Source organism: Hyphomicrobium zavarzinii ATCC 27496 (genome assembly GCF_000383415.1).
GTDB lineage: Bacteria > Pseudomonadota > Alphaproteobacteria > Rhizobiales > Hyphomicrobiaceae > Hyphomicrobium_C > Hyphomicrobium_C zavarzinii.
Genome location: NZ_KB911255.1, coordinates 258,476 through 275,712, shown reverse-complemented (window position 1 = coordinate 275,712; position 17,237 = coordinate 258,476). Strand labels below are relative to the sequence as shown.

The 17,237-nt window shown below is 64.3% G+C and carries 15 protein-coding genes; 1 reads left to right on the top strand and 14 read right to left on the bottom strand.

Going from position 1 to position 17,237, the window contains the following annotated elements; translation table 11 throughout:
* Nucleotides 1-92: 92 nt before the first annotated feature.
* From rplS to F812_RS0101280, 3 genes are all read right to left on the bottom strand, one after another.
* On the bottom strand, nucleotides 93-752 hold the full coding sequence (rplS, locus tag F812_RS0101290; RefSeq protein ID WP_026867753.1) for a 50S ribosomal protein L19: 660 nt from the start codon (nucleotides 750-752) through the stop codon (nucleotides 93-95).
* A 246-nt stretch (nucleotides 753-998) separates the two neighbouring features.
* Nucleotides 999-2,606 (bottom strand): DHA2 family efflux MFS transporter permease subunit, encoded by a 1,608-nt coding sequence (locus F812_RS0101285; RefSeq protein WP_020084143.1) that lies wholly within the window; start codon nucleotides 2,604-2,606, stop codon nucleotides 999-1,001.
* Nucleotides 2,607-2,630: 24 nt separating this feature from the next.
* Nucleotides 2,631-3,929 (bottom strand): HlyD family secretion protein, encoded by a 1,299-nt coding sequence (locus F812_RS0101280; RefSeq protein WP_020084142.1) that lies wholly within the window; start codon nucleotides 3,927-3,929, stop codon nucleotides 2,631-2,633.
* Nucleotides 3,930-4,228: 299 nt separating this feature from the next.
* Here F812_RS0101280 and F812_RS0101275 point away from each other — a divergent pair, with 299 nt between their 5' ends.
* The gene (locus F812_RS0101275) at nucleotides 4,229-4,747 is read left to right on the top strand and encodes a TetR/AcrR family transcriptional regulator (RefSeq protein WP_245257599.1); all 519 of its coding nucleotides are present in this window, start codon (nucleotides 4,229-4,231) and stop codon (nucleotides 4,745-4,747) included.
* 22 nt (nucleotides 4,748-4,769) lie between these two features.
* On the opposite strand, the gene F812_RS0101270 is transcribed toward F812_RS0101275, so the two are convergent.
* From F812_RS0101270 to hrcA, 11 genes are all read right to left on the bottom strand, one after another.
* The gene (locus tag F812_RS0101270; protein WP_020084140.1) at nucleotides 4,770-6,617 is read right to left on the bottom strand and encodes a monovalent cation:proton antiporter-2 (CPA2) family protein; all 1,848 of its coding nucleotides are present in this window, start codon (nucleotides 6,615-6,617) and stop codon (nucleotides 4,770-4,772) included.
* Between the two features lie 194 nt (nucleotides 6,618-6,811).
* A complete protein-coding gene (locus F812_RS0101265; RefSeq protein ID WP_020084139.1) occupies nucleotides 6,812-8,152 on the bottom strand; it encodes a globin-coupled sensor protein in 1,341 nt (446 codons plus the stop codon).
* Nucleotides 8,153-8,372: 220 nt separating this feature from the next.
* On the bottom strand, nucleotides 8,373-9,098 hold the full coding sequence (gene trmD, locus F812_RS0101260) for a tRNA (guanosine(37)-N1)-methyltransferase TrmD (RefSeq protein WP_020084138.1): 726 nt from the start codon (nucleotides 9,096-9,098) through the stop codon (nucleotides 8,373-8,375).
* Between the two features lie 294 nt (nucleotides 9,099-9,392).
* On the bottom strand, nucleotides 9,393-9,548 hold the full coding sequence (locus F812_RS26295; RefSeq protein ID WP_020084137.1) for a hypothetical protein: 156 nt from the start codon (nucleotides 9,546-9,548) through the stop codon (nucleotides 9,393-9,395).
* A gap of 87 nt (nucleotides 9,549-9,635) precedes the next feature.
* Entirely contained in the window at nucleotides 9,636-9,923 is a 288-nt protein-coding gene (locus F812_RS0101250) for a DUF1330 domain-containing protein (protein WP_020084136.1), read from the bottom strand.
* Nucleotides 9,924-9,977: 54 nt separating this feature from the next.
* Nucleotides 9,978-10,715 carry an orotidine-5'-phosphate decarboxylase gene (pyrF, locus tag F812_RS22110; RefSeq protein WP_020084135.1) on the bottom strand — a complete coding sequence of 246 codons (738 nt, stop codon included), beginning with the start codon at nucleotides 10,713-10,715 and terminating at the stop codon, nucleotides 9,978-9,980.
* 3 nt (nucleotides 10,716-10,718) lie between these two features.
* Nucleotides 10,719-11,309: an NADPH-dependent FMN reductase gene (locus F812_RS0101240; protein WP_020084134.1), complete on the bottom strand. Its 591-nt coding sequence runs from the start codon at nucleotides 11,307-11,309 to the stop codon at nucleotides 10,719-10,721.
* Between the two features lie 97 nt (nucleotides 11,310-11,406).
* Nucleotides 11,407-12,561, bottom strand: coding sequence for a molecular chaperone DnaJ (gene dnaJ / locus F812_RS0101235; protein WP_020084133.1), 1,155 nt, complete (start codon nucleotides 12,559-12,561; stop codon nucleotides 11,407-11,409).
* 350 nt (nucleotides 12,562-12,911) lie between these two features.
* Complete coding sequence (gene dnaK, locus F812_RS0101230) at nucleotides 12,912-14,831, bottom strand: molecular chaperone DnaK (protein ID WP_020084132.1); 1,920 nt, start codon at nucleotides 14,829-14,831, stop codon at nucleotides 12,912-12,914.
* Between the two features lie 487 nt (nucleotides 14,832-15,318).
* Nucleotides 15,319-15,984, bottom strand: a complete 666-nt coding sequence (grpE, locus tag F812_RS22105) for a nucleotide exchange factor GrpE (RefSeq protein ID WP_020084131.1) — start codon at nucleotides 15,982-15,984, stop codon at nucleotides 15,319-15,321.
* A 111-nt stretch (nucleotides 15,985-16,095) separates the two neighbouring features.
* Nucleotides 16,096-17,169, bottom strand: coding sequence for a heat-inducible transcriptional repressor HrcA (gene hrcA, locus F812_RS0101220; RefSeq protein WP_020084130.1), 1,074 nt, complete (start codon nucleotides 17,167-17,169; stop codon nucleotides 16,096-16,098).
* Nucleotides 17,170-17,237 lie beyond the last annotated feature (68 nt).

The following is a 17,237-nucleotide window of genomic DNA, read 5'->3' as shown; positions in this document are numbered from 1 at the left end:
TGCACGCGGCGAATAGCAAAACGGCGGCTGCCCGGAGGCCGCCGCCGTTATCTTGTCCCTTGGAGCGCCACAGAGCGGAGCCCCAGCCGGTCTTAGTTGCCTTCCTCGGCCGGAACCTCGGCAGCGGCAGCTTCCGTTACGATCTTCTGAGCTTCGCCAACCCAGTTGTCGCGCTCGATCTGGCCGTTGAGCTTCAGTGCCTCGTCGACGTTCGAGATGTCCTCATCCGAGAAGTTCGCGACCTGCTCGAACTTGTAGCAGTTGAGCGTCTTGAGGCGGGCCGCGAGATCCGCGTTGATGCCCTTGATGCGCGTCAGATCATCGACATCACCCTTCGGCTTCTTGAAGCCCTTCCAGGCGGCGTTGAGGCGGCGGGCACGAACGTCCGTGCGCTCGAAGATGCGCGCAGCGCGGCCACGGCGGCCACGGAGATAGTAGAGCTTCGCGCGGCGGACCTTGCCGCGGCGCAGAACCTCGATCTCGGCAATATAGGGCGAGTAGACCGGGAACACGCGCTCCACGCCCTCGCCGTAGGAAATCTTGCGGACGGTGAAGCTCTCGTTGATGCCACCGCCGGAACGGGCGATCACAACGCCTTCGTAGGCCTGGAGGCGAACCGACTGGTTCTTGCCTTCGCCTTCGATCACCTTGACCATGACCTTGACGGTATCGCCAGGCGAGAATTCAGGCACCGAACGGGTCCGGAGCACGGCATCCATCTGCTCGCGCTCGATCTCTTGAATGATGTTCATTTTCATTCCTTTTTGTTTGTATATCAATGCAGAGGAGCAGCGACGCGGAGCTAGTCCGGCGAGCGCGGCTCGTGCGGCTCCTTGTGGAGCAACCCTCGATGGGGGAATTTGTTGGCTGGGCCTATAACCGAATTTCGGCGGGTTGTCGAGGGCCGCCTTCACCCCGCAACCGGCCCCGACAAGCTCATAAGCGCACTCGAGTTGCCGCTCCCGCCCTGACGCGGGCCACCCCTAAAAAAAACGGAGTTAGTGCCCGCCCGCCGCACCGGTGTGCGCGGCCGGCTTGCGCATGAACATAGCCAGCAGCGCCATGCCTGCAAACAGGGCCGTCAGCACCAGAAATACGTCCGAGAAGGCGAGCACGCTGGCCTCGCGGCGAACCAGAAGCGCCAGTTGCTTGAGGGCCGCCTGGTCGCCGTCGGCGATCTGCGCCGAGAACTGCTGGGTGAGCCCGGCCAGCGTCTCTTCCGCCGCTGCCCGCCCCCACGAAACGCTTTCGTGCAGCCGGGCGAGGTGAAGATCCATCCGGTTGTTGAGCATGGTGTTGATCACGGCCAGCCCCACCGCGCCGCCGAGATTGCGGGTGAGGTTGTAGAGGCCAGAGGCATTCTTGAGCTGCTCCGGCGGAAGCGTGCCGAGCGAAAGATTGTTGATTGGAACCATGCACAGCATCAGCGAGCACCCGCGCAGGATCTGCGGCAGCAGCAGTTCATGGAAATCCCAATCGGCCGTGATGCCGGACGCCACATATGTGCCCAGCGCAAATCCCATGAAGCCGACGAGCATCATGACGCGCGGATCGAGCATCTGCGACAGCCGCCCCGCGATCGGCGCGGTCAGGAACATGGCGATGCCGGTCACGAACATCGTCTCGCCGATCATCAGGGCATCGTAGCCGCGCACCTGGGAGAGATAGACCGGGTAGAGGTAGGTGAGCCCGTAGAGGCCGATGCCCATGATGAAGCTGAAGGCCGAGCCGAACGCGAAGTTGCGGTTTCGGAACGCGCGCAACTCGACGATTGGCTGCTCAGCGGTAAACGCACGCCAGAAGAAGAGGAGGCCGCCCGCCGCGCACAGCACCGCGAATGTCATGATCGTAGCGTCGTCGAACCAGTCGTAGCGCGGCCCTTCCTCGAGCACGTACTCCATCGAGCCGAGGAACAGGGCCATGGCCGCGAAGCCGACGATATCGAAGCGGCGGAGCAGAGACCGGTCCGGCTTGTCGAAATCGACGAGAAAGAACACGGCGACCGCGACAAGGATGCCCGGCCCGACGTTCACCAGAAACAGCCAGTGCCAGGAGAAGGCGTTGCTGAGATAGCCGCCGACCGTCGGACCGATGGTGGGCGCGAGCGTCGCCACCAGTCCGATCATCGGCGAGACGATGCCGCGCTTGGAGGCCGGAAACAGGGAGAACGCGACCGCGAACACGGAGGGGATCATGCCGCCGCCGATGAAGCCCTGCAAAGCGCGATACACGATCATCTGGTCGATCGTCGTCGCCGTGGCGCAGAGCGCGCTCGCAATCGTGAAACCGACCGCCGATGCCGTGAACAGCACGCGTGTGGAGAACGCCCGCGCGAGCAAACCAGAAAGCGGAATCATCACCACTTCTGCGATCAGATAGGAGGTCTGCACCCAGGGGATTTCATCGGCACTCGCCGAAAGTCCAGCCTGGATCTCCGACAGCGACGCGGAGACGATCTGGATATCCAGGATCGCCATGAACATGCCGAACACCATCGCGAGGAAGCCCGCGAGCTGGCGCGGCGTGACGCCGATCCAGGCAAGCGTCTCGCCTTTTGCCGCCCCGGAAACCTGCGGGATCTCGTCGATGGTGGTTGAATGGGCCATGGCTGCGCTCGAACCGGCGAGGGCTTACTCGATGTGGCTGGCGGTTTGCTGTCCGTCCGACTTGTGCGCTGCGCGGGTGTCGATGCTGACGACCACCGAGAGGCCGGGCCGCAGTTTGCCCAGCGCATCCGGCGCCCGCACCGCGATCCGCACCGGAACGCGCTGCACGATCTTGGTGAAGTTGCCCGTCGCATTCTCGGGCGGCAGCAGCGAGAACTGCGAGCCCGAGGCCGGCGCGATGCTTTCCACGGTGCCGTCGACCACCTCGCCGCCCAGCGCATCCACACTGATGTGCGCGGCATCGCCGGCCTTGACGCCGCGAAGCTGCGTTTCCTTCAGGTTCGCATCGACGTAGACCTTGTCGAGCGGCACAACCGCAGCCAGCCGCTTGCCGGGCGTGACGTAGTCGCCCACCTGAACGCTCTTGTTGCCGACCACGCCGTTGAACGGGGCGCGGATCACGGTGAACGAGAGATCGCGCTTTGCGCGGGCAACCTCGACATCCAATTCCTTGGCGACCTGCTCGGCCTGCTTCTGCTGAGACTTGAGCAGCGCGATGTTCGCGCCCGCCGTCTCGATCGCGGCTGCGCTGGCCTTCGCCTGCGCCCGCGCCGTATCGCGCGCGGCAATTGCGGCATCGAGGGTCGCCTTCGACGTCACGTCGCGATCAACAAGCGGCTTGGTGCGCTCGTAGTCGGCTTCCGCCTTGAGCACGGTCGCGTTGGCGGCATCAAGCTGCGCGCGCATCTGCTGCTGCGTTGCCTCCGCCGCCCGGATCTGCGCATCGAATGTCGCGATAGCGGCCTGCTGTGTCGCGAGCTTCGCTTCGGCCTGCGAGACCGCGAGCTGGAAATCGCCATCGTCGAGCCGCACCAGCACGTCGCCTTCCTTGACGGACTGGTTCTCGACGACCGGCACCTCGGCCACATTGGCCGCGACCTTGGGCGAGATCAGAGCCATGTCCGCGCCCACATACGCGTCGTCGGTCGAGACCATGAATCGCCCGACCGTGATGTAGTCGTAGCCGAACCAGAGACCCGCCCCGAGCACGACCGCCGCAATGCCTCCAAGCAGGAGCTTCTTGCGAGAGCGCGGTGCCTCGCCTTGGGCCGCCCCGGCGCCGCCCTTCGTCGCATCTGACTCGGCGGGCGACACCTCACGATCCGCACGCGCCTCCACAGAAGACACGGCGTCATGCTGCGCCATGCCCTTCGGGGGCTGCGGCGGCTGAGCCGAGGGACCGGCCAGACGCGCACCCGGAAGGGGCGTTTCGACAGGCTCGAGCTTCGGATCCTTGAAGCGAATGGCTTTGGCGTTTGACATGGGTGTCGATCCAAACAGAATTCAATCTAAACTAAACAGTTCAGTTCGCTATTGACATAGAGCAGAAATACGACAATATCAATACCGAACTGAACCGTTTGGTTCGATCCGTGACACCTTTGCACAGGCTGGCGATGAGCAGATTGAAATCATTGCAAAAAGACGAACCTGAGAGCAGAGAGCCCTCAGACCTCCGTCGTGGCGGCCGTCCCCCGGCGGGGACAGACCCTCTCAAGCGCAGGCAGATCTTGGACGGGGCGGGGCGCGTTTTTTCCACCCTCGGGTTCGATGCCGCCAGCATGAGCGACGTGGCTCGTGAGGCCCAGGTGTCGAAAGCGACCCTCTACGTCTACTTCCAGGACAAGGAGCACCTGTTCACGGCCATTTGCGCTGAGCGGCGCGACCGCAACATCGCCGATCTGATCGAGATCCTGGATACCGCGAGGCCTCTGGAGGAAACGCTCGTCGCCTTCGGCACGGAGATGCTGCAGCGGATTTCGCAGCCCTATGTGCTGGCCGCCCACCGCGTCGTCATCGGCGTGGCCGAGCGGATGCCTGACGTCGGCAGCGAGTTCTTCAACGCGGGCGCGATGAGGCTGGTGGAAGCCTTCGCGCACTTTCTCGAGCACCACGTCGCCCAAGGCACGCTGAAAATCGACGACAGCGTACTGGCGTCGGCCCAGTTCCTCGAGCTTTCGCAGGCAACCGTCTTCCGTCCCCGCCTCTACGGCGTCACCAAGGAGCCCGTCTCCGACGACGAGATCCGCAAGGTGATCGGATCGGCCGTCCGCGTCTTCCTCGCTGCATACCGCCGCTGAGCGGCATGATCTGCAGAGAACCCTAGGGTTTCGGCGCCTTGTCCTTGTCCATCACCTCGGCCGTCGTGGGGCTCAATGGCGTGGCCTTGGTCTTCGGCTGCGTCAGCGGTGTCGGCTCCGGCGTCGTCATGTTCCCGCGCAGAAGCGAGCGCCCGGCCGTGAACCCGCCAACGAGCTGCAAAGCCAGGCGCTCGTCGTCGCGCTTGCGCACGTCCCGCGCCGTGGCCTCCGCCTCCGCCGGATCGAACCCGAGCCCCACCAGCACCGCCTTGCCGAACGCGAGCGCGGATTCGAACGTCTCGCGGATCTGATAATCCACCCGCGCCTCGATCAGCCGCAGCGTGTGACCTCGATCGAACGAGCGCACGAACAGCTTAGCGACGGGGAACTCGGACTTCACGAGCTGCACGATCTTGTCGGCGGCTTCCTGGTTGTCGACGCAGACGAGAATGGCCTCCGCCGTCTCCGCGCCGGACGCACGCAGCACGTCGAGCCGCGTCCCGTCGCCGTAATAGACCTTGAACCCGAAATTGCCGGCGGCCCGGATCATGTCGACGTCGATCTCGATCAACGAGACGTCCACGCCGCGCGCCAGCAACGGCTGGCTGACGAGCTGTCCGAAGCGTCCGAACCCGATGATGAGCACGCGGTTCTTGAGCCCTTCGGCCAGATCCACGCCGTCGAGCGAAACCTCCTCCTTCGGCATGACGCGATCGAGCAGCAGCAGGATCAGCGGCGTCAGCGCCATGGAGAGTATGACGATGGCGCTCATGACGGCGGCCGAGCGCTGGTCGAAAACGCCTGCGCTGAGCGCGGCCGAATAGAGCACGAAAGCGAATTCGCCGCCCTGCGCGAACAGCGCCGCGCGCAGCACCGCCTCCCGCCAGCTCGATCCGAACAGCAACGCGATCAGGAAAATGCCGGTCGCCTTCGCGACCATGAACGCGGCCACGCCCGCAAGAATGATCGCCCACTCGTTGAGCACGAGCGAAAGATCGAGCGACATGCCGACGCTGAGAAAGAAGAGGCCCAGAAGCAAGCCCTTGAAGGGATCGATGTCGGCTTCGAGCTGGTGGCGGAACGTCGATTCCGAGAGCAGCACGCCCGCGAGGAACGCGCCCATCGCCATCGAAAGCCCGCCCCATTGCATGAAGAGCGCGGCGCCCAGCACCACCATCAGCGACGCAGCGAGCATGATCTCACGCCCGCCAAGCGTCGCCACGAGATTGAACAGCGGATTGAGCAGCCATCGCCCGGCCGCCACCACCGCCAGGATGGCCGCGATGCCGATACCGATGCTGACCCACGCGGGCTGCGTCTCGCCCGCGCTGTTGCCGTCGAGCGCAGCAAAAAAAGCGACCAGCGCCAGCAAGGGCACGATCGCGAGATCCTCGAGCAGGAGAATGGAAACCGCGCGCTGCCCGCCCGGCGTCGCGGTCTCGCCGCGCTCGTCGAGCATCTTCATGATCACCGCCGTAGACGACAGCACGAAGCCCATGGCGCCGATCACGGCCACGGGCATTGAAAGACCGCCGAGATAGATGCCGACGGCCGACAGCATCGCCCCGCACGTGACCACCTGCACAAGCCCGAGCCCAAAGATGTCGCGTCTCAAGGCCCACAGCTTCGCCGGACGCATCTCGAGCCCGATGATGAATAGGAACATCACCACCCCGAGCTCCGCCACATGGAGGATCGCGACGGGATCGCTGAAGAGACCGAAACCGAAAGGCCCCACGATCAGGCCCGCCGTCAGATAGCCGAGCACGGAGCCGAGCCCCAGCTTGCGGAACAGCGGAACCGCAACGACGCTCGCCGTGAGGAGGGCCACGGCGTGGGCGAGATTGATCGACGTCGAGTCAGCAGCCATCGTCGCGTTGGTCTCCGGTCCTGGACGGTGTCACAACCATCCGGCGCTCGGAGCCGCGGTTGTATCACCTCGATAAATCGTCCGGACCGGATTGCGCAAGCAAAGGAAGGCAGAGCCCGGCGCCTGGAGAAGCTTCAGCGCCGGGATGTGACCCGCATGCTCCACGTTGCCGGGCAAACCGCCCGCAAACGCCCTTAGGCGGCGTTCGCCCTGCCGATGAACCCGGCCGCCAGCTCCTGAAGCTCGGCGGCCTTCGCCGCGATGTCCTTGGCCGAAACCGCGACCTGCTCGGCCGAGGCCTTGGTCGAGGACGCCGCGTCCGTCAGGCCGGTGGTGTTCGCGGCCACCTCGACGGTGCCCTGCGCGGCCTCTTGCACGTTGCGCGCGATCTCGCTCGTGGCCGCGCCCTGCTGCTCCACGGCCGAGGCAATGGTCGTGGTGACCGTGCTCATGTCGGAAATCACCGCGGTGATGGCGTTGATCGACGACACCGCATGTGACGTTGCGGCCTGGATTGCGCTGATCTGCGCGCCGATCTCGGCCGTGGCCTTGCCGGTCTGTGAGGCGAGCGATTTCACCTCCTGCGCGACCACCGCAAATCCCTTGCCCGCTTCTCCGGCACGCGCCGCTTCGATGGTGGCGTTGAGGGCCAGCAGGTTCGTCTGCCGCGCGATGCTGCTGATCAACTCCACCACGGCCCCGATCTGCGTGGCGGCCTCGGAAAGATCGCGCACCTTGCTGGACGTCTCCGTCACGGTCTGCACGGCGCGGCTCGCCATCTCCGTGGACGTCGCGACCTGGCGGCCGATCTCCTGCACCGACGCAGAGAGCTCGTCCGCGGCCGCCGCCACGGCGCGCACGTTGGTGGAGGCCTCCTCGGCAGCGGCAGCGACCGCCGTGGTGCGATCGGTCGAGGCCCTGGCGGAGGAGGAAAGCTGGTCAGCCGCGCCTTCGAGCAGGTTCGTCGTGCTCGCGACGGTGGAAGCCATCTCGACGACCGAAGATGCCAGCGCACCCAGATCACGCCGCCCCGCCTCGATGTAGACGCTGATGGCGTAGTCCATGTCGAGCAACGCCACGCGGTTGATGGCGATCTGCAGATCCGTCCGCGCGTCGCCGCCGCCCGTGGTCCGGCCGAACAGTCCCTTCGCAGCCGGTGCCATCTTGTCGGCAATCGCCTTCAATAACCCCGAGATGAGGGCATTGTAGCCGCCGATGTACCAGCAGGGATCGAGGCCGATACGATGATGGGTTTCTCCGATCCTCCGGATCGAAGTCTCGTAGGCGGCATCGAAGCGGCCGTCCATGATCGTCGCCCAGTGACGGATCTGAGCGGCCTTCGCCGCCTTCATGCGCTCGCGCGAGCCGAAAAACTTGAGCGTTTCCTCGAACCGTCCGACGTGATCGTAAAACGTGTCGAGGATCGCCGGCAGCTCGGCCATGATGAAATCTTTGTGCTGACGAATCGTCTCGCAGGTTTTCTCGTCGATCTGGTTGAACGCCAGCCGACCCTTTAGCGAAACCTGACCCTTCATTCCCGTCCCCCGGTGAAAATCCTTCATTCGTAGGAATCATTAGGGCGCAGGAGTTAAGCGGTGCTTGCGACGTGTCGGATTTCGGCGCGCCGCACGTCAGAAAGTCTCGCGCGCACGATTTGTCGCAAGCGAAAAATCAGACGCGCGCTGACGGATACTCCCAAGGTGGCAATCGCCCCTCGGCCGGCTCGCCCTGCATCGACGCGTAAAGCTTCGTGCGCTACGTCTTCGTCTTGCGCGCCAGAAGATCCGGCCGCCGCTCGCGCGTGATCCGCTCGGCTTCCGCACGCCGCCATGCCGCGATGCGCGCGTGATCTCCGGAAAGCAGCACCTCGGGCGTCGCACGCCCTTCCCACTCGCGAGGCTTTGTATACTGAGGGTATTCGAGCAGCCCGCCCTCGAAGCTCTCGTGCGTGAGGCTGTCGGCCGCCCCCAGCACGCCGGGGATGAGCCGCACGCACGCATCGAGAAGCGTCATCGCCGCAAGCTCCCCGCCCGAGAGCACATAGTCGCCGATCGAGATCTCCTCGATCCCCCGCCCTTCGATCACGCGCTCGTCGATCCCTTCGAAACGGCCGGCCAGCAGCATGACGCCCGGCCCTTCCGAAAGCGCACGTGCACGCGCCTGTGTGAAAGGTGCCCCACGCGGCGACATGTAGATCAGCGGCAGATCCGGCGCCACGCTACGCGCCTGGTCGATGGCCGCGGCGAGCACATCCGCCCGCATCACCATTCCGGCGCCCCCTCCCGTCGGCGTATCGTCCACTGCACGATGGCGCCCGATGCCGCAGTCACGGATCTGATGAAGCGCGAGCGACCAGAGCCCCGCCTCCAGCGCCTGCCCCACGAGCGAGAAGCCGAGCGGTCCCGGAAACATTTCAGGAAAGAGAGTGAGCACCGATGCCCGCCACGGCGTGCGGTCCCCGGCGGTCGGAATGTGAGGCATGAAGGATCCGTCTCGAAAAGGGATGAACGCGACTATAGCGCCCCTCCCAAGACCAGCGCACGCCCTATTCCCCGGCATCGTGAAGCGCGGGCACGGGTAGAGAAACACCGCAGACGGAGAGCGCCCTGCGCGAGCGGATGTTTCACGCGAATCACCCGTCGGCGAACGAAGGTCCACAAATGCCAACGCCGGCCAGGGGATGCCCCTGAACCGGCGTTCGACGGAACCGACTGTGATCGCTTCGAAGCCTGGAGCCTGAAGCAACCCGGGCTACCCCGGACGCGCAATCGCGCCCTAGTAGGACCCGTTAGGAACTTTCGCCCGGACGACGTCGCCAGCGATGGCGAACACGCGGCTGAGGACAAGGCTCAGCAAACCGGAAAGGTGGCCCTTACGCTCTACAGCCACCACATCGAAATGATCCTCGAGTGTGTACAGAAGCTTGGCCATTCATCACCTCTTTATCCAACCCTAAGATCGGAAAAGTAAAGAAGTACTGAACGATGAATTTGGCCGGTACAAGGCACAACCTGGGCTTCAAACGCCTTCAACCACAGTAATATCAATTGTACCAGCACCTTGGCGCAATGCCTTGGCCTCGGCGTACTCGGGGCTCGTGGCGTAGCCGACGGCATGCTCGTAGCTCGGAAACTCGAGCACCACGTTCCGCTGCGTGCCGTTGCCCTCGATGATCTGGCACTTGCCGCCGCGCACGATCGGCCGCCCCTCGTACTTGTCGAGCGCGACCTTCGACTTCGCGACGTACTGCCCCCACTTCTCCGCATCCGTCACGACGGCGTGCGCGATCACGTATCCCTTGGCCATGGCTCGTTCCTCTTTTCTGAATTCGTTTGATGGATGGTCGTCGGGCGCGCGGGCCTAATGGATGCCCTTGGCCCCGTTCGGGGAACGGGCCAACGCCTCTCGGATGTAGTGCAGAAACATTTCGGCAGCCGCCTTCGGATCGTCCGCCTGCGTGATCGGCCGCCCCACCACGATGTGGTTTGCGCCGGCCGCGATGGCATGATCCGGCGTCATCACGCGCTCCTGGTCGTCGGTCGTGCTGCCGACCAGACGAATGCCGGGCGTGACGATGAGGAATTTCGGCCCGGTCGCCGCACGAATCCGCGCGGCCTCCTGTCCCGACGCGATCACCCCGTCAAAGCCGGCGGCATAGGCGAGTTCCGCGCGGCGCAGCACGAGATCTGCGGGTGAGAAGCGCGATCCCTGCTCGGCGAGATCGTCTGCCGACAGATTGGTGAGCACGGTGACCGCAAGCAGTTTCAACCCGCTCCCGCCACGCCCCGACACGGCCGCCCTCAGCGTCTTGAGGTCGTGCCCATGGACCGTGAGAAACGTCACATCCAGCTCGGTGGCATTGGCGACGGCCCGCTCGACCGTGTTGCCGATGTCGAGCAGCTTCATGTCGAGAAACACGCGCTTGCCTTGCCGCCTCAGATCGCGCGCGAGATCGAGCCCGCCCGCAAACAGCAGCTCGAGGCCCACCTTGTAGAAGGTCACGCTCTCGCCGAGCACGGCCACGAGCCGGCGCGCCTCCTCGACGGTCGGCATGTCGAGAGCAACGATGAGATGGTCTTGGGGCGAGGTATGGGTCATCGATCAGCCGTGCAGGACATGAGCCGCGCGCGCAAGTTTCTGGATGAGCTGCTTGAACCGCTCTTGCGCTTCCTTGTTCTTGAGGTGACCGTTGTCCTCGAACGCCTCAGCCGCCTTCGGAACCGCGAACTGATCCGGCAGCACCAGCGCGTTGAGACCGAGTTCGAGAACGGTCCGCACAGTATTTACGCCACGAAGACCGCCCATGCCACCGGGGGAAGCCGATCCCAGGGCAAAAACACGAGTCTTGAAAACGGCCATCGGCTCCTCGCCGTCGATGCGCACGCGGCTCACCCAGTCGAGCGAGTTCTTGAGCAACGGTGTGATCGAGGCGTTGTATTCCGGGCACGCGATGAAAATGCCCGTGTGAACCTTCATGAGCGCCTCGAGCTTCCGGGCGTTGTCCGGAATGCCCTCGATCGCCTGCAGGTCCGCATCGTAGAGCGGCAGCGGGTAGTCCCCGAGATCGGCAAACGTCGCGGCGATGCCATTCACCTCCGCAATCTCCGCACCCAGCCGCGCCAGGCGCTTGTTGTGGGAAGCTTCCCGCGCACTGCCGGCGAAGAAGAGGAGCTTGGTGGAGGAAAGGCTCATGGGGTCTCCTTGATCGCGACAAATCCCATCGGCGAGCGAGCTTGCCCTGTCCCCGCCTCAGGTGGAACCGGATGTTTCCACCTTGAACGGAACAAATCTAGCCGCCTTTGCCTTCGAAAAAGTCTTTCACGCGCGCAAAGAAGCCGGCGCTCTCGGGGCTTGTACCCTTGTGGCTCTCCTGCTCGAACTCTTCGAGCAGCTCGCGCTGGCGTCGCGTCAGGTTCTTCGGCGTTTCCACGTCCACCTGGATGTACATGTCGCCCACGACCTTCGAGCGCAGCACCGGCATACCCTTGCCCTTGAGCCGGAACTGCTTGCCGCTCTCGGTGCCTTCGGGAATCTTCACCCGGCTAGCCGCGCCTTCGAGTGTCGGCACCTCGATCTGCCCGCCGAGCGCCGCCGTCGTCATCGAGATCGGCACCTTGCAGAAGAGGTCCGCCCCGTCGCGCTGGAAGAACGAGTGCGGCTTGAGCGAGAGGAAAATATAGAGATCACCGGGCGGCCCGCCCCTGAGCCCCGCTTCACCGTCACCGACGAGCCGGACCTTCGTGCCGTCCTCGACGCCAGCCGGAATATTGACCTGCAGCGTACGCTCGCGCGTGACCCGCCCCGCACCGGAGCAGGCCGGGCACGGATCGTCGATCACCTCGCCGCGCCCCACACAGGTCGGACACGTCCGCTCGATGGTGAAGAAGCCCTGGCTGGCGCGCACTTTGCCCATGCCGCCGCAGGTGGGGCACGGCGACGGCTTGGTGCCGGCCTTGGCGCCCGTTCCTGAGCATGTTTCGCAGGAGATGCTGGTCGGCACGCGAATTTCGGCCGCCTTGCCGGCGAATGCCTCCTCGAGCGTGATTTCCATGTTGTAGCGCAGGTCGGCGCCACGCTCGCGCGAGGAGCGGTTCCGCTGCCCGCCGCCGCCACGCCGCCCGCCCATGAACTCGCCGAACAGATCGTCGAAGATGTCCGACATCGACGAAGCGAAATCCGGCCCGAAACCGCCGCCAGGATGGCCGCGGCCCATGCTCTGGTCGAACGCGGCATGGCCGAACTTGTCATAGGCCGCGCGTTTCTGCGGATCCTTGAGCGCTTCATAGGCCTCGTTGAGTTCCTTGAAACGCTGCTCGGCATCCTTGTCGCCGGGATTGCGGTCGGGATGGCAGTCCTTGGCGAGCTTACGGAATGCGGACTTGAGATCCTGCTCGCTCGCGGTGCGCTGAACACCAAGAATTTCGTAATAGTCGCGTTTGGCCATGGGGCGGCATTCTATCCGGCGGGCGAAGACTGGAAGCAAGCACTATCGCGGAAAGCCCCACCCATCGCCTGCCGCAGCACTTCCGAGCCGGACGCAGCGCCAATCCACACGGGCCTCGAGTGCCTCCAGGAAAAAAGTGAAACGGCTTTCCTTCAAGAGGCACGCCAAAACAAAGGATTAGCGACAATCCACGCTTGGCTGCGCAAGGATTTGCGGCCAGCGAGGGCCGCAACTCGAACACGACGAGAATGGGATCTTCTGCGTCCTGCAAAAAACCCCTGCCTCTCCCCGCCCGACCGAAGCGTCGCCGCTCCGGACCCTACGGGGAGAGAAGGGGTCGCAAGCAGGCGTTAGCCTGCCTTCTTCTTGTCGTCCTTCACTTCTTCGAAGTCGGCGTCGACGACGTTGTCATCGGCGCTGTCCTTCGCGGAGGCTTCACCCGCGCCCGAGGCGTCACCGCCCTTGGCGCTGTAGATGGCCTCGCCGATCTTCATGGCGACCTGGGCCAGAGCCGTGGTGGCGGACTTGATCCGCTCCGCGTCGTCGGAGGCAATAGCCTCCTTCGCGGCTTCGACCGCCTTCTCGACATCGGCCTTGACCGCGGCAACTGCCGGGTTGGAGCCGTTGTCGGTGAGCTCCTTCTCGGTCGAGTGGATCAGGGCCTCGGCCTGGTTCTTGGCCTCGACCAGCTCACGCCGCTTCTTGTCCTCGGCCGCATGGGCCTCGGCATCCTTCACCATGCCCTGGATCTCTTCGTCGCTGAGACCGCCGGAAGCCTGGATCCGGATGGACTGCTCCTTGCCGGTTGCCTTGTCCTTGGCCGAAACGTGCACGATGCCGTTCGCGTCGATGTCGAACGTGACCTCGACCTGCGGCACGCCGCGCGGCGCCGGAGGAATGCCAACGAGATCGAACTGGCCGAGCAGCTTGTTGTCGGCAGCCATCTCGCGCTCGCCCTGGCTCACGCGGATCGTCACGGCGTTCTGTCCATCCTCAGCCGTCGAGAACACCTGGCTCTTCTTGGTCGGGATGGTGGTGTTGCGATCGATGAGGCGCGTGAACACACCACCGAGCGTCTCGATGCCGAGCGACAGCGGCGTCACGTCGAGCAACAGCACGTCCTTGACTTCGCCCTTGAGGACGCCGCCCTGGATCGCCGCACCGACAGCCACGACCTCGTCCGGGTTGACGCCCTTGTGAGGCTCCTTGCCGAACAGCTCCTTCACCACCTGCTGCACCTTCGGCATGCGCGTCATGCCGCCGACGAGCACGACCTCGTCGATCTCCGCAGCCTTGAGGCCGGCATCCTTGAGCGCCTGCTCACACGGGCCGCGCGTCTTGACGATGAGATCGTCCACGAGGCTCTCGAGCTTGGCGCGCGTGAGCTTCATCGTGAGATGCTTCGGACCCGAAGCATCCGCCGTGATGAACGGCAGGTTGATCTCGGTCTGCTGCGACGAGGAAAGCTCGATCTTGGCCTTCTCCGCAGCTTCCTTGAGGCGCTGCAGGGCAAGCTTATCGTTGCGCAGGTCGATGCCCTGCTCCTTCTTGAACTCGTCGGCGAGATAGCTGACGAGCTTCATGTCGAAGTCTTCACCGCCGAGGAACGTGTCGCCGTTCGTGCTCTTCACTTCGAACACGCCGTCGCCGATCTCGAGGATCGAAATATCGAACGTACCGCCGCCGAGATCGTAGACCGCGATCGTCTTGGCTCCCGTCTTCTTGTCGAGGCCATAGGCAAGCGCAGCCGCCGTCGGCTCGTTGATGATGCGAAGCACCTCGAGCCCGGCGATCCTGCCGGCATCCTTGGTCGCCTGACGCTGGGCGTCGTTGAAATAGGCAGGCACCGTGATCACGGCCTGCGTCACGGTCTCGCCGAGCTTGGCTTCCGCGGTCTCCTTCATCTTCTGGAGAATGAAGGCAGAGATCTGCTGGGGCGAATACTGCTTGCCGTGGGCTTCCACCCAGGCATCGCCGCCCGGACCCTTCACGATGGTGTAGGGAACGAGCTTCTTGTCCTTCTCGACCATCGGATCGTCGTAGCGACGGCCGATCAGGCGCTTGATCGCGAAGAACGTGTTGGTCGGATTGGTGACAGCCTGGCGCTTGGCCGGAAGGCCGACAAGACGCTCGCCATCGTCCGCGAAGGCCACGATGGACGGCGTCGTATTCACGCCTTCGGCATTCTCGAGCACGCGGGGCTTGCCCCCATCCATGACAGCGACGCACGAGTTGGTTGTGCCGAGGTCGATACCGATGACTTTTGCCATGTCTCCGAAATTCCTCTTCGTTGCGGCAGACCGTCCGGACCCAAATTAGGCCGGCGCCCGGTTTTGTCCGTTAGCCTCCGGATTTGGAGGCTTGGGATACGGTCCCCAAGGAGAACAATTGATGATGCGAACTTATATAGGGCGAGGTTTTCGGCGCACAACGGGCACCGCTCACCGTCGCAGCATCAATTTTGGGGCCACTGCTTTAACACTCCTCACGGCGCTTCGCGCAAGCCTTTTGCGGGAATGGCGCTCATGGCGCTGAAACCCGCGGGGGCAAATGGCGCCATGCCTGCAGTTGCCGGCGCAAATCGCTGGAAGACAACGGCCTGAGGCATCAATTCGACCCCAGAGCACCGGCCGCTACCAAGCGCCGCATCCGGCATGAAATTCAGCGCGCGGGAGACGGCCGGCTTTCACTCGATATGCTTGATCAAGTGTTACCGATCGGTACCCTGCCCGCGCGCCCTGACGTGAGAGCGCGCCCTCAGACCGAGGTGTCGCTCCCCGGCGAGGCCTCGGACGCGGGCGCGTCCCCGCCGCCGGCCTCGTCCGCCCCCTCCGCGGCCGGGGCCTTGGAAGGCTTCGATCCTCCTTTTGCCACGACCACCATGGCCGGACGGAGCACGCGATCCTCGATCACGTAGCCCGACTGGTAGACTTCGAGGATCGTGCCGGGGGCCACGTCCGCGTTCTGCATCTCCATCATCGCCTGATGCTGGTGCGGGTTGAACGGCTCCCCCTTGGGGGTGATGCGGCGAACGCCATTGCGCTCGAGCACGTTGAGGAACTCGCGCTCCGTCATGCTGACGCCCTCGACCAGCGCCTTGAGCGCGGCGTCCTGATCGGCCGCGCCGGCGGGCACCGCTTGGATGGCGCGCTCGAAGTTATCGGCGACGTTCACCACGTCGCGGGCAAACTTGGTGATCGCATACTTCGCGGTTTCCTCACGCTCGCGCTCGAGGCGCTTGCGGACGTTGTCCATCTCCGCATGCGCCCTCAGAAGGCGGTCGGTCAGATCCGAAACCTGTCCCTTGAGGGTATCGACCTCCGCTCCGAGCCGCAGCACCTCCTCGGCCGCGTTGGCAGGCGCATCGGAGGGAGCTTCGCCCGCACCACTTGCTGCATTGGGATTCGTCGTCTCGTCAGCCATGACATCTCCGCGTCGATGCGAACTGGGTTGAACGCCGTCTCGGGTGCGGCCGATCGAACGGCCACCGAAGGCGCACACGTGCGCCCGATATCAGCCGCCAACCAGGAAAAATCAAGCCAGCACGCGGCTAACCAGCCGCGCCGTATAGTCTACCATCGGAATGATACGGGCATAGTTGAGCCGCGTCGGGCCAATAACACCCAAAACGCCGACAACTTTGCGGTCTCCGTCGTGGAACGGCGCGACGATCAGCGACGAGCCGGAAAGCGAGAACAGCTTGTTCTCCGAGCCGATAAAAATGCGCACGCCGTCGGCATGTTCCGCGAGCCCCAGGATCTGCGACAGGTCCCGCTTGGTTTCGAGATCGTCGAAAAGCTGTCGAATCCGCGCCAAGTCCTCGATCGCCGTCAGATCCTTGAGCAGATTGGCCTGTCCGCGCACGATCAGGCTCTTGCGATCGTCCAGCGTGCCTGACCACTCGGCGAGCCCCGCCTTGATCACCTTCTGCGTCAGCTTGTCGAGCTCGGCCCGCGCCTGACCCAGCTCCGCCTCCATCGAGGCGCGCGCCTCGGGAATGGTGAGCCCGCGGATGTGCGCATTGAGATAGTTCGCAGCCTCCGTGAGCGCCGAGGGCGGAAGCCCGGCCGGAATGTCGATCAGACGGTTCTCGACGTTTTGGTCTTCGTCAACGAGGATGACGAGCGCCTTGGTCGGCTCGATCGGCACGAAATCGATGTGCTTCAGCCGCGCGACCTGCTTCTCCGCGAGCACCACGCCCGCGCAATGGGAAAGGCCGGAGATCATCTCGCCGGCTTCCATCAGCACCTGGTCCAGCGACTTGGTGCGCTTGACGGCGATCTGCGCCTCGATTTTCCGCCGCTCCTCCTCGCTGAGGTCGCCGACCTCCAAGAGGCCGTCGACGAACATCCTGAGCCCGGATTGCGTCGGCAGCCGCCCGGCCGAGGTATGCGGCGCATAGATGAGGCCCGCGTGCTCGAGGTCGCTCATCACGTTACGGATCGAAGCGGGCGAAAGGGCCATCGGCAGCACGCGCGACAGGTTGCGCGAACCGACGGGCTCGCCCGTCGCCAGATAGCTGTCCACGATCTCGCGAAGGATCGTGCGCGAGCGTTCACTGAGCTTTTTGATTTCGGATTGAGGGTCGGACATCGAGTTACCGGTCATGCGGCGTCGGCCGTCGCGGGAGACCCTAAAAAATGGCGAGGCTGCTCGTCAATGCAAGACCAAGTTCA

Bases quoted from the DNA above. Each gene is read 5' to 3' on its own strand.
- rplS (WP_026867753.1), bottom strand. From the start codon at position 752: ATGAACATCATTCAAGAGATCGAGCGCGAGCAGATGGATGCCGTGCTC.
- F812_RS0101285 (WP_020084143.1), bottom strand. From the start codon at position 2,606: ATGGCCCATTCAACCACCATCGACGAGATCCCGCAGGTTTCCGGGGCG.
- F812_RS0101280 (WP_020084142.1), bottom strand. From the start codon at position 3,929: ATGTCAAACGCCAAAGCCATTCGCTTCAAGGATCCGAAGCTCGAGCCT.
- F812_RS0101275 (WP_245257599.1), top strand. From the start codon at position 4,229: ATGAGCGACGTGGCTCGTGAGGCCCAGGTGTCGAAAGCGACCCTCTAC.
- F812_RS0101270 (WP_020084140.1), bottom strand. From the start codon at position 6,617: ATGGCTGCTGACTCGACGTCGATCAATCTCGCCCACGCCGTGGCCCTC.
- F812_RS0101265 (WP_020084139.1), bottom strand. From the start codon at position 8,152: ATGAAGGGTCAGGTTTCGCTAAAGGGTCGGCTGGCGTTCAACCAGATC.
- trmD (WP_020084138.1), bottom strand. From the start codon at position 9,098: ATGCCTCACATTCCGACCGCCGGGGACCGCACGCCGTGGCGGGCATCG.
- F812_RS26295 (WP_020084137.1), bottom strand. From the start codon at position 9,548: ATGGCCAAGCTTCTGTACACACTCGAGGATCATTTCGATGTGGTGGCT.
- F812_RS0101250 (WP_020084136.1), bottom strand. From the start codon at position 9,923: ATGGCCAAGGGATACGTGATCGCGCACGCCGTCGTGACGGATGCGGAG.
- pyrF (WP_020084135.1), bottom strand. From the start codon at position 10,715: ATGACCCATACCTCGCCCCAAGACCATCTCATCGTTGCTCTCGACATG.
- F812_RS0101240 (WP_020084134.1), bottom strand. From the start codon at position 11,309: ATGAGCCTTTCCTCCACCAAGCTCCTCTTCTTCGCCGGCAGTGCGCGG.
- dnaJ (WP_020084133.1), bottom strand. From the start codon at position 12,561: ATGGCCAAACGCGACTATTACGAAATTCTTGGTGTTCAGCGCACCGCG.
- dnaK (WP_020084132.1), bottom strand. From the start codon at position 14,831: ATGGCAAAAGTCATCGGTATCGACCTCGGCACAACCAACTCGTGCGTC.
- grpE (WP_020084131.1), bottom strand. From the start codon at position 15,984: ATGGCTGACGAGACGACGAATCCCAATGCAGCAAGTGGTGCGGGCGAA.
- hrcA (WP_020084130.1), bottom strand. From the start codon at position 17,169: ATGACCGGTAACTCGATGTCCGACCCTCAATCCGAAATCAAAAAGCTC.